The sequence below is a fragment of the Alkalibacillus haloalkaliphilus genome (assembly GCF_007991275.1).
GTDB classification, from domain to species: domain Bacteria; phylum Bacillota; class Bacilli; order Bacillales; family Alkalibacillaceae; genus Alkalibacillus; species Alkalibacillus haloalkaliphilus.
In genome coordinates this window covers 50,575-61,735 of sequence record NZ_BJYA01000024.1, presented here as the reverse complement: position 1 = coordinate 61,735, position 11,161 = coordinate 50,575, and the positions used below count along the sequence as shown (strand labels likewise).

Here is an 11,161-nt window from a genome sequence, read left to right as displayed (position 1 = left end):
TCTGTGCTTTAACCAGAAATACAAAAAGCAAGCTAACTCCTTATTTGTTATCCTTGTTTTATACCGCTAGGACAAAGTTGCGTGTGTTCAGAGCATATTTGATGACTATGACGGTCTGAAGCTAACAAAAGTTATTGGCGAGAAGCCTTTGTCTTTCGACGCTTTGATCGATTGTGCCGAAAGGTATTAGAAAACACTGCGACAAGCGACCGTAGGAAGCTTGAGCAGTTGTTGCACTTGTGCCCTGCGGGTAAAAGCGAAGCCTTTTGATGGAGCGATAATTAGAAAAAACGAACGAATTCACAATATGATTTCGTTCGAGTTTTGTGTATATACGCGTAGTTTTGTCCCAGTCTCAACCTCAACATTTGACTTAGAACCTTTTATTTCACGTTTGGAAATCCTTGTTGTCTTAATGCTTCATAAATGATAATTGCTGCTGTATTTGATAAATTTAAAGAACGGACATGTTCTGTCATATGCACTCTTAAGCATTGTTCTTCTTTACCTTTAAGCAACTCTTCTGGAATTCCATCAGTTTCTCTTCCGAAAACGAAAAAGATATCTTCCTCTTGATCACTATAATCATAGTCTGTGTAATGTTTTGTCCCGAAATTCTCAATATAATAAAAAGACCCTTTAGGATAAACTTCATACAGTTCATCTAACGAATCGTAAAATTTAATATTAACGTCGTGCCAATAATCTAGGCCAGCACGTCTTAACATTTTATCATCTGTTGAAAAACCTAAAGGACCAATTAAATGCAGCGTGGCATTTGTTGCCAAAGCGGTACGTGCAATGTTACCTGTATTAGCTGGAATTTCTGGTCGGTATAATACAATGTGTAACCCCAATGTTTCCACCTCTTTATTTGTTAACTGACGGAAGTATTATACCATAAAATATTAGTTTATTTTTAACCATTTTTCATCATTTGTTTCAAGAGTTAGTAAGGCTTTCTTCCGTTCAAGACCACCTTCATACCCTACAAGACTTCCATTGCTACCAATTACGCGATGGCAAGGAATTAAAATTGATACTGGGTTTTTATTAATCGCTCCCCCAACAGCCCTTACTGCTTTAGGGTTATTAATTGCTTTAGCAATTTCTTGGTATTTAACTGTTTGACCGTAAGGAACTTGTATGAGAGCATTCCACACCGACTTTTGAAAATCAGTTCCAACCAGTTCCATTGGTATTTCTTCACTTAATGACTCTTGATTAAAATAACGTTCCAATTGTTCGATCACACTTCCATTAAAGGAACAGCCTTGCACCATTTCGTATTGGTTAAAAGTATTTTTTCTTCTATTGAGCCAATCCGTACTGTTATCGTCTTTCATATGTTCAATGAAATATAAACAATCAAGTCGACTACCAATGATTAAAGCTCCAATTGGTGATTGGTATGTTGTTATTTTCATTTCCCCCATAAAACTCCCCCTTAAATTAATATCTAGAAGGTTGGATCTTTCTTCTTTACGAGCTCATAAAACAAACCTGTGAATGTTAGTACGACAATAAAAATAATAACTGAATAATACAGTTCATAACCATTCTGATAATGAATGACGTTCATAAACTTGTTAACAGCTTCCAAAACCATCCCAATAACTGTCCAACCAAATGTATAGGGTATAAATGTTACTTTATTGATATTGAACTTGACATAAAAATAAATATAGAAATAAGCAAAAGGCGCAAAATTAAAATACGTTAATACATCCGTAAGCTCATATGCATTTGAATCATTTACTTGATAAAAGTTTAACATACCGCCACCAATTGTGAAGTCAAACAAAATTGGAATTGAGAAACCAATTAATAAAAATAGTAACGTAATATGTCTCGGAAATAACTTAGGCATCCAAAAGAATATGGCATATATAATAATTAGCATCGCAATTACAAATATTTCGTTTCGATCAAACTCTTCCCATAACATCATGTTTGCTTCACCGCTTCTTTGTCATAAAGGTTGTGATAAAATTTATAAGTCAGTACAGCAATTAACATTAAAACTGCAAAGTAGATTATATCGTAAATGAAATTCCAATTAACAAATTCAAACACTCCAAAGTATGTCAAAGAATTGTTAACAACAGTTAACAAAACGACAGCTCCAACATAAGAACTAGCTTTAAATACACCGTTTTCGCTTCTAATCATTAAACTCATACCAATCATAACAATTAAAGGAGTAATTACACTGCGATTAAGTAAGTAGCTAATATACTCTTCAGCCTGTTCTGTTACTTGGATCAATTCCATTTCTTCGATTAAAATCCAAGAAATATTTATAGAAGCGACAAGTGTCACTAAAAAGACAACTGTACTTTCCATTAAATTCATTTTATTATTCATGGCAATAAAGCATCCTATTAATAACCATGCCAGTGTAAAATATACGACGATTGACATAAGCTCCTCCTACAATTGGAATGTTTTATACATGTTTATTATTCTTTGTTTAAGTCCGATTAATACATTCAAAAAGTAGACAATTAAAAAAGCTTGGCTATATTCGCCAAGCTTTAAGTCGTTGTATGAACTTTTAGGAAATCCAACCCTTTATCAATTTCTACTAATACATCTTCATCTTGTTCATGAAGTTTTGCTTTTTCAAGCACTTGTTTAGCATCTTCTCTACCAATTTTACCGATTGCCCACGCTGCTGTACCACGTATAACTGGACGAGGGTCTTTTTTCATGAGATGAATAAGCGTATCAACAGATTCGACTTCTTTATAATGAGCTAATGCGATAATCGCATTACGTTGAATCGGCTTTTTACCTCGCCAAGAGCCTGACATGTAACCGAATTGCTCTTTAAACTCTCGATTAGAAATCGTTAATAGAGGTTCGAGTTTAGGCTTTGCCAATTCAGGATCTGGTTCCATCTCAGGGTGTAAGTGAAAGTCTACACCTTTATTTTTAGGGCAAACAACTTGGCACGTGTCACAACCGTAAATACGATTTCCGATCTTCGTACGATATTCATCAGGTAAGAAGTCTTTCGTTAACGTCTGATAGGCAATACAACGGCTAGCGTTCAATTGTCCTCCTTGAACTAATGCACCTGTTGGGCATTTATCAACACAAATGTTGCAATCGCCACAACCTTCTTCAATTGGTTCATCAGGCTCGAAAGGGATATTCGTTATAAGCTCTCCTAAATAAACCCATGAACCATACTCATCCGTTATTAAGTTGCAATTTTTACCGACAAATCCGATTCCTGCTCTTTCTGCAACAGCGCGATCATGCAGCTCACCGGTATCAACCATTGCTTTAAACTGAGCTCCTTCAACTTTCTCTTCAAGAAATTCACCTATTAAATTTAACTTTTCACGTAACACGTCATGATAGTCTTTTCCCCAAGATGCACGGGCAAAAATACCACGTCGGTCCCCTTTTTTACTCTTAGGTGCATCTTTCATTTTTGAAGGGTAAGCAAGAGCAATTGAAATGATCGATTGAGCTTTCGGTAACAATTTAGTAGGGGTTGTGCGCTCTTCAACAGTCCCTTTCTCAAAACCTGATTGGTAGTTAAAGGCTTGCTGTGTAACTAACCGTTGTTTTAACGTATCAAACGTGTCAGTTGAAGCAATCCCAACCTTTTGTACATTAATCTCCTCACAGTAGTCAAACAACTCTTGTTTTAATTGATTGAAATCCATCACAACCCCTCCTTTCTAATAAAACTTTCCGTTACGAATCTATTTTCAACTGACGAATTCGATTAATCGCCGCTGCAATTTCAAATTTTCTAGGTCGCGCAAGGTCCCCAGGATGTTGGTCTTTTTGTCCTTGGGTAAAGCTTAAACCCTGTTCATCTATTCTTCGTTCAAATAAACTGAGCCATTGTGAAACAGTCTTAGGTTCCTCACGACTGAACGCCATATATTTTAACATATTTGCGATCATCCTTGTTTGGGAATCATCGACAATTTGTTCAACTAAGGCTAAATCAATTGCTTGTTTACCGAGCATAATCGTTTTTTGACCTTTAGCTTGTACTTTTGCTTTATGGCCTAACTTTTTCTGAATTGAATTTGTATTAATTTTACGGCTTGTCCAACGACCGAATGTTTCAGACTCATTATATTGAGCTCTCGGGTCATTTTCCGCAATAGATCGAGCTTGTGATGTCACATTAACAGGTACGTACTGGTCCATCTTAATAACGTTATCCGCAATACCAAAATAATCACCTGAGCCGCCCATGACTAGCACAGTCGATATATCAAGTTCATCCCTTAACTGCTTTACTTTTTGTACGAACGGTGTGATTGGTTCTTGGTCTTTAGCTACTAGTTGTTGCATTCGTTCATCTCTAATCATAAAGTTTGTTGCACTCGTGTCTTCATCAATTAGCAACGTTGAACTATTCGCTTCCACCGCTTCCATTACGTTAGCGGCCTGCGATGTACTTCCACTAGCATTTTCTGTTGTAAAAGTCTCTGTATCTGTTCCATTAGGTAAATTGTTAATAAAAGGCGAGATCGTCACATTAGCTATACTGCGTCCATCTTCTGCTCGAATTTTTACTGCATCAGGATCAGTTAAGACGTACTCTCGCCCATCGCCGTAAATATGTTCGTAAACGCCTAACTCTAATGCTTCTAATAAGGTACTTTTACCATGATAGCCACCACCAACAATTAACGTAATCCCTTTCTTTATAGCCATACCGGTAATCGGATCTTGTCGATGAGGAATACTAAATGAAACTTCATCTTCTTTCGGGCTTTGGAATGGAACTGCCTGTTTTAATGGTTTTGAGCTAATACCACTTGAACGCGGTAAAATCGATCCATTAGCAATGAACGCAATCCAACCTTCTTCTTTCATTTTATCTCTTATTGCATCATGTTGATCAGCGAGTTCAAGTGTTTCATTTAACCGTTGTTCGTTTAATGATAGTGCCGAATTTTGTACGATATGCGGTATTGCTTTTAGAAATAATTTCTCTGCTTCCTGCCCACTAATTCTTCTACCATTTGCGGGTAAACCAACTGACAAACAAATCGTTAATCCTGCTTCACTAAGTTCAACAGCGGTACGTTCTATAATTTGTTGGTCTGGAGAATCGATGGCGATCATGCCACTTTTACCGCTTCCTTTAATCGCCATCGACAAATTGTCAACCGTGTGACTAACTTGCCTGGCAATAAAGTCTTCAGCATATACTTTCCTGTTTTTCGATTGAAGCCACTCAGCCGGAACAGATTGAATGTGTTTTGGAATAAACAACCGAATTTTGGACGGCGATGCAAATGGATCGCCTTGAACATAATCTATGTGTAGTGAATACGTCTTAAATTGATATTGACCCTGTATGTCTTTATATGATTTATAACTTTTGCGGTCAATTTTTTGTAACTGTTGTTGTAAGTGTTTCATTCCTGCAATCCTCCATCATTTAATCTGGTTTAAGGTCTTCTATTACACGCATAAACTTGTTGTTCCAAATAAGAGGAATAACAATCACAATAACGAATAACGTAACTGTTCCTATAATCGTCATAACATTACCATCAACTAAGCTGGCACCGACTAAACTATAAACGACTGTACCTGGAATAATACCAACAATTGTAGCTTTTACAAAATCCGCTAACTTTACTTTAGCTAAACCTGCTGTATAACTAATTAAGTCAAAATTAATAACTGGAATTAATCGTAACATCAATATATACAAGAACCCTTTTTCTTCAAACTTCTGTCTGTAGTATTCTGTTTTTCCTTTCTTATGAAAACGAACTGCTTTCTCACCGAAACGATTGGCAACTACAAAGGCCAATATAGCACTTAAAGTCGCACCAATTAAAGCAAAAATAACGCCCAAATAAACACCGAAAGCTAATCCCGCAACAATCGAAAAGATTGAAGCTGGAAAGAGTACTAACGGTCGCAATGCATACAAAAAGATATATACAACAGGCGCTAACCATCCAGCTGTATAGATCAAATTACGAATGTCTTCAGGTGATATATTGAACGCTCGTTGGTTAATCAAAAATACACTGATAACAATCACAACCAATATTGCCCACTTTCCGATCGTTAAACGTTCCAAAACGTTTCACCCTCACCAAGTTTTATTAATCACAATTCCCGTTATAAACCTGTACCAATCCCTTTTTGCGAAACTTATTTTTAATTAGTTTGTAACAAAGTGAATTTAAAACCGTCTACTACAATACTATGTAAATTAATGGGGGGCATTGATTAAATGTTAAAACGTAAGCGGGTTCGGGTTTATTTTATATTTTTATTGTTTATTTTTTTTACAAGTTTGTATGCTTGCTCAAATGACGATAGTTTGAATGAAGAAACCTATCATACTGCTGAAGATGGCGATGTAGGTGTAGTTGAAGAAAGAGAGATGGCTGATCACAGTGAAGAAGCAGAAGAACAGTCGTCAGCTGCTGACTATGACGAGCCAGTTGATCATAACCAAAGTCGAATGGTTATTTATACCGGTAGGCTTTCGGTTGAAGTACCAAACTTCGATGAAGCAGAGAGAAGATTAACAAATCAAATCGAAGGAAGAAACGGTTATATTGTTGAAGCTTCACAATATGAACATGAAGATGACTTTAAGACAGGGTCAATTGTTGCACGCTTACCAGAAGAACAGTTTCATGACTTCATGAACAATATCGAAGGTGAACATACGGTTATTACTGAAAAATCAATCCAAGGGCAAGATGTTACAGAAGAATACGTTGACTTAGAGTCTCGCTTACGTTCTAAAGAGGCGGTTGAGGAAAGGTTACTTAACTTTTTAGATGAAGCAGAAAGTACAGAAGATCTGCTTGCAGTCTCTAACGATTTGTCGCACGTACAAGAAGAAATTGAACAACTAAAAGGACGAATGGATTACTTAGAAAACCATAGTAGCTATTCAACGGTCCACATTAATATTCAAGAACAACGAATAGATATACCAGAAATTCAAGACCAAAATTCTCTAAATACGATTGAACGAGCACAACAATTACTCATGAATACACTTAACGTCTTAATTAATGTATTTTCACAACTATTTGTTTTTACAATTGGACTTTCACCGATATTAATCCCTTTAACTGCGATCGCTCTATTTATTATTCTAAAACGTAAGAAGCAAAACAACACCGAGTGAAGGTTAGCTTTCACTCGGCTCTTCTTCATCAAAGTCAACAATGCTTCGTAGCAATTTCATAATAAAAATACCTATAATAAATCCAACGATATGTGCCAAAATCCCTGTCCAAATCGGCCCTAAAAGCACTCCCATAATTTGAAACGTTGGTGAAACTATAACACCTATTGTTCCTAAAAAAGCCGCAGAAGCAAACGGGATATAGGATAGAGGTTTTTGACCACCACCAGCATCTGTATAAGCATCCCACATGGCGAACATATACAGACACGGATAAAACATAATCCATTGGTAATTAGTTGCTTCAATCGCTACATCAGTGTTCCCTTGAAAGCTCGGAATAATGATGTAATTAAACCGAGCTTGAACATTAATAATAATCTCTAACAAAATGAAGAAAATACCTTTTATATAACTTTTATTGAGCAACTGAGCAAACCCTGGAAGAGCAATACTCCATATAATAGCTTCCACACGTTTATCCTTTTTCATAAAAAAACCTCTACTCGTTTTTTAGTTTGTCCCGCTCTGCAGCTTGTGGTGGCTGCTCTAACCACCCGTGATCAATCATCATGTTTGTGCCGTCTTGAGTATATTGAGCCACTTCAGCCATCAACCTCGTATAATGAACGCCTAAATCATGCCTAGGGCTATTAGCAATGCTTAACCCATAGTATGATAACCCTAATGCATTTAAAGAGGTCGTTTGATATAACATCAACTTATCTGAGAATACGAATGAAGTGCTATCCGTTACTTCTGTATCCCACGTCATCGGCACTGGCAAGTCATTTTCTCGTAGAATTGAACTAAAAATCTCAATATGTTTATTCGCAATATCTTTACCACGTTGAAAATATTGCCTTAAATCCTTAGATTGAGTTGTTTGTGCAAAACCTGCCATTGTAGCGGCTCCTAATGCATTACGTTGAATGTTTGAGAATAAATGAGACACCTCTGGTCCAGTTACAGGGCGTCTATTACCAAACCATCCTTGTAAAAAGCTTTGTTTTTTAACAAAATCAGGTTTTTTTGGAATTGGTAAGATCGGTGGACGCATGTAAGTGCCTTGTCTTAATGACACTTGAACGGCTTGCTCATGCAACTGCTGCGTTTCCTGTAACCCTCGAGCAAAATACTGGTAAACATCTGACCTTGTCGAAAAAGCTACAGCCGAGCTGTAAGCTTTCATTCCAATTTGCCCCATCTCCCTCAAGTACTCGAGCATATAACCATCTGAAAAGATTCGAGGTGAATTAATATCTACATCTTCATTTTCACTAAAAGCGACAGGAATAGGGTAACCTTCGTGGTTGAATATAGCTTCGATCTCTTGTAAATGGTTAAGCGCAGTCGTAAGGCTATTTTCAACTAAAGGTCTAATCTCACCGTCCTCGACCTTATTTAAGAAGTTTTTCATCACACACACCGTAAGTGAATCATTCATATATGCTCCCCAAAGTTCTGATACTTCTGGAGCTGTTAAGCGAATACTATCTGTTGTCATAAGTCGTTCCTCCGTTTTTCAAAGTCTCATACTGTTATACTCTCCTATAACGTGAGGAACATTCATAAAATGGTTTTAATTTACCATATAAAACATTAAGTTTTTTAAAGTTTCATTCATGCTATATTGTGCTATTATTTCTTAAATAAGAAAGAAAAGATAAAATTAGCTTTTGTCAGTTCAACCATAGTATTCAATGTCATTGAACAAGTTTCTTTTAACATGTTATTTATAAAAAATGTGACTGCAATTCCAACTACCAATAATAAAGGCAGGAAATAACCCCCTTTTCATTATTTTGTTTTGCCTTCATATATTTAAACGAAAGGAGGTTATCTTTTGTCTAATTATTTAACTGTTGAAGATTTTGCAAACGAACCTCTTCCGTTTACAGCGAGCCGCGACGATCCAGCTCCATTATTTACAGCTGAAGCGATTGTTAATGGTGAAATACAACAAGTAAATCTCGAAGACTACAGAGGTTCTTGGGTTGTACTCTTTTTTTATGCTAGTGATTTTACATTCGTTTGACCAACTGAATTAGCAGCAGTTGCTGCTATATATCCTGAGTTGCAGGATCTTAACACTGAAATTTTAGCGATTAGTACTGATAGTGTTTACGCGCATAAAATTTTTAAAGAAATTTCACCTTCAGCACGCCAAGTCCAATATCCTTTAGTCAGTGATCGTAACCAATTAATTAGTCGAGCTTACCGCACTCTCGACGAACAAAGTGGTGCTGCATTTCGCACAACTGTACTCGTTGACCCAGAAGGTACAATTGTTTCTAAGATTACTTACCCACGTGAAGTTGGGCGTAACAGTCAAGAGCTGTTACGTCTTATACAAGGAATTCAATTTGGACGTGAGACAGGGTTAGGTGTCCCTGGAGATTGGGTTCCAGGTATGCCAGGTATCCCTAGAAGACCTGAAGATATCGGGAGAATATAAAGTGAAGCCGGATTGCAAAGCAATCCGGCTTTTTACATACTTTTATAAGACCCGATTAACAAACGTTCCTACAACAAATATAATTCCTACCAGGAATATTAGTTTTTGTGAAGGTCATAGCGATTGCCACAGTTTTTTTATCATATCAGTCCCTCCTATTTAGGATTATTTAAATGAACACTAGATACAAAATTTTAAAAAATCACAAAAATTAAACTATTAATTAATTACTTTATTTGGTAAAATAGTAATTAAATTTTCACTATTTCAATATAAAAATTTATTTACAATCTTACCAACCTTCTAAAGGAGTAACAATTATGACTTTTTATTATATAAAACATGAGCTGAAACTATTGTTTAGGAGTAAAAAGAATAACTACTTCATTGCTTTTTTGTTAGCCCTTTCTCTTATCTACAGCTTTTTCATTCTCCCAAACCAAGAAACCATCGAGACTATACATGAACAAGAACTAAAAGAAGAATTGAGTGACCTTGAAACGTTGCAAAGTAATCGACAAAACCGAGGTGCAACAGGTTATAGTCCATTTGCTGGAGAAACTCTATACGCTAAAGACGACTTTTATATTAGAATACATAACCGTATGCTTAATGCTTATGACCAAAACAACTTTATCCGTTTTTCACTTCTTAGGCTTCAAGGTTTGCAAGGAAATAAAATGGATTTCCTTTCAAGGCACCGACACCTTTTTGAAGATTCACCAATCCCAGGAAAAGATACACAACACCTTTATCATCAAACCTTACTGCGTTACCAAGGCTTTGTGGAAGAAGACATAAACGTAACGTACCCAATGATTGAAGAAAAAACAGCTGTACAAGCTGGGAAAAATATTTTGTTAAGCCCTGTAACTTATTTAATTATTTTTATGGCGATTTATTTTAGTAGTGACATCCTTGTAAAAAACCGAGAAAATAAAACATTATTACAAGGCTTACCAATGAATTGGTATAAAATAATAAACGCTAAATCGTTCGCTGCTTTTTTATACAGCATCGTCACGTTCATTTCTATCTTTTCGCTTGGTTTAATCGCCATAGCATTACAATCTGGATTTGGCTCCTTGCAATTACGTGTACCAATTATGATTGGTCAAAGCAATTTTTTATTAGATGACTATGGCACCATTTCTATGCTTCAATTTTACTTAATGGCACTGAGCCTTATACCAATATTGATGCTGCTTTTTATTCGATTAAACTTATGGTTTAGCTTACTATTCAAAAATTATTGGGTTGTTTTCGCTACAAGCACCTTATTACTGTTTGTGCAATTTACTTACTTTAGCAGAAGTAAGCGTGAGCTATTCGGTTTTGACTTGAGTTACTTTCCGCAAACGTATTTTGAGTTCGGTAAAGTCATCACTGGTGAGATGAACTTCTTAATTAATGTTGAATCCATTACCTATGTAAAAGGAATTATCGTATTAACTATTACATTAGTAATAATTGAATTGATGCTCTGGATTACATCAAAGGTCATTAATAAACGACGGTTTTATTAATTGAATCAGAAAGGGATTTTT

At 36.0% G+C, this 11,161-nt stretch carries 12 protein-coding genes; 3 read left to right on the top strand and 9 right to left on the bottom strand.

Going from position 1 to position 11,161, the window contains the following annotated elements; all coding sequences use genetic code 11:
* Window positions 1-383 precede the first annotated feature (383 nt).
* From trmL to AHA02nite_RS14365, 7 genes are all read right to left on the bottom strand, one after another.
* Complete coding sequence (gene trmL / locus AHA02nite_RS14395) at window positions 384-857, bottom strand: tRNA (uridine(34)/cytosine(34)/5-carboxymethylaminomethyluridine(34)-2'-O)-methyltransferase TrmL (RefSeq protein ID WP_146818500.1); 474 nt, start codon at window positions 855-857, stop codon at window positions 384-386.
* A 51-nt stretch (window positions 858-908) separates the two neighbouring features.
* Window positions 909-1,436, bottom strand: a complete 528-nt coding sequence (locus tag AHA02nite_RS15405) for a methylated-DNA--[protein]-cysteine S-methyltransferase (RefSeq protein ID WP_146818498.1) — start codon at window positions 1,434-1,436, stop codon at window positions 909-911.
* A 23-nt stretch (window positions 1,437-1,459) separates the two neighbouring features.
* Window positions 1,460-1,951: a hypothetical protein gene (locus AHA02nite_RS14385; protein WP_146818496.1), complete on the bottom strand. Its 492-nt coding sequence runs from the start codon at window positions 1,949-1,951 to the stop codon at window positions 1,460-1,462.
* Window positions 1,948-2,424, bottom strand: coding sequence for a hypothetical protein (locus AHA02nite_RS14380; RefSeq protein ID WP_146818494.1), 477 nt, complete (start codon window positions 2,422-2,424; stop codon window positions 1,948-1,950). Before AHA02nite_RS14380 ends, AHA02nite_RS14385 begins: the two co-directional genes overlap by 4 nt.
* Before the next feature lie 113 nt (window positions 2,425-2,537).
* Window positions 2,538-3,683, bottom strand: a complete 1,146-nt coding sequence (gene queG, locus AHA02nite_RS14375) for a tRNA epoxyqueuosine(34) reductase QueG (RefSeq protein ID WP_146818492.1) — start codon at window positions 3,681-3,683, stop codon at window positions 2,538-2,540.
* A gap of 31 nt (window positions 3,684-3,714) precedes the next feature.
* Entirely contained in the window at window positions 3,715-5,409 is a 1,695-nt protein-coding gene (locus AHA02nite_RS14370) for an ABC-ATPase domain-containing protein (RefSeq protein ID WP_146818490.1), read from the bottom strand.
* A 19-nt stretch (window positions 5,410-5,428) separates the two neighbouring features.
* The gene (locus tag AHA02nite_RS14365) at window positions 5,429-6,085 is read right to left on the bottom strand and encodes a TVP38/TMEM64 family protein (RefSeq protein WP_146818488.1); all 657 of its coding nucleotides are present in this window, start codon (window positions 6,083-6,085) and stop codon (window positions 5,429-5,431) included.
* 156 nt (window positions 6,086-6,241) lie between these two features.
* Here AHA02nite_RS14365 and AHA02nite_RS14360 point away from each other — a divergent pair, with 156 nt between their 5' ends.
* Window positions 6,242-7,156, top strand: coding sequence for a DUF4349 domain-containing protein (locus AHA02nite_RS14360; protein ID WP_146818486.1), 915 nt, complete (start codon window positions 6,242-6,244; stop codon window positions 7,154-7,156).
* Between the two features lie 3 nt (window positions 7,157-7,159).
* Here the strand turns inward: AHA02nite_RS14360 and AHA02nite_RS14355 are convergent, their stop codons facing one another.
* On the bottom strand, window positions 7,160-7,648 hold the full coding sequence (locus tag AHA02nite_RS14355; protein ID WP_146818484.1) for a hypothetical protein: 489 nt from the start codon (window positions 7,646-7,648) through the stop codon (window positions 7,160-7,162).
* A 10-nt stretch (window positions 7,649-7,658) separates the two neighbouring features.
* Window positions 7,659-8,663 carry a DUF3231 family protein gene (locus AHA02nite_RS14350; RefSeq protein WP_146818482.1) on the bottom strand — a complete coding sequence of 335 codons (1,005 nt, stop codon included), beginning with the start codon at window positions 8,661-8,663 and terminating at the stop codon, window positions 7,659-7,661.
* Between the two features lie 339 nt (window positions 8,664-9,002).
* On the opposite strand from AHA02nite_RS14350, the gene AHA02nite_RS14340 reads away from it, so the two are divergent.
* The gene (locus AHA02nite_RS14340; RefSeq protein ID WP_281284107.1) at window positions 9,003-9,614 is read left to right on the top strand and encodes a peroxiredoxin; all 612 of its coding nucleotides are present in this window, start codon (window positions 9,003-9,005) and stop codon (window positions 9,612-9,614) included.
* Between the two features lie 320 nt (window positions 9,615-9,934).
* Window positions 9,935-11,140, top strand: a complete 1,206-nt coding sequence (locus tag AHA02nite_RS14335; protein ID WP_146818476.1) for an ABC transporter permease subunit — start codon at window positions 9,935-9,937, stop codon at window positions 11,138-11,140.
* The last annotated feature ends 21 nt before the right edge of the window (window positions 11,141-11,161 follow it).

Excerpts from the sequence above, each read along its gene's own strand:
- AHA02nite_RS15405 (WP_146818498.1), bottom strand. The coding sequence starts at position 1,436 with ATGGGGGAAATGAAAATAACAACATACCAATCACCAATTGGAGCTTTA.
- AHA02nite_RS14385 (WP_146818496.1), bottom strand. The coding sequence starts at position 1,951 with ATGATGTTATGGGAAGAGTTTGATCGAAACGAAATATTTGTAATTGCG.
- AHA02nite_RS14380 (WP_146818494.1), bottom strand. The coding sequence starts at position 2,424 with ATGTCAATCGTCGTATATTTTACACTGGCATGGTTATTAATAGGATGC.
- queG (WP_146818492.1), bottom strand. The coding sequence starts at position 3,683 with ATGGATTTCAATCAATTAAAACAAGAGTTGTTTGACTACTGTGAGGAG.
- AHA02nite_RS14370 (WP_146818490.1), bottom strand. The coding sequence starts at position 5,409 with ATGAAACACTTACAACAACAGTTACAAAAAATTGACCGCAAAAGTTAT.
- AHA02nite_RS14360 (WP_146818486.1), top strand. The coding sequence starts at position 6,242 with ATGTTAAAACGTAAGCGGGTTCGGGTTTATTTTATATTTTTATTGTTT.
- AHA02nite_RS14355 (WP_146818484.1), bottom strand. The coding sequence starts at position 7,648 with ATGAAAAAGGATAAACGTGTGGAAGCTATTATATGGAGTATTGCTCTT.
- AHA02nite_RS14350 (WP_146818482.1), bottom strand. The coding sequence starts at position 8,663 with ATGACAACAGATAGTATTCGCTTAACAGCTCCAGAAGTATCAGAACTT.
- AHA02nite_RS14335 (WP_146818476.1), top strand. The coding sequence starts at position 9,935 with ATGACTTTTTATTATATAAAACATGAGCTGAAACTATTGTTTAGGAGT.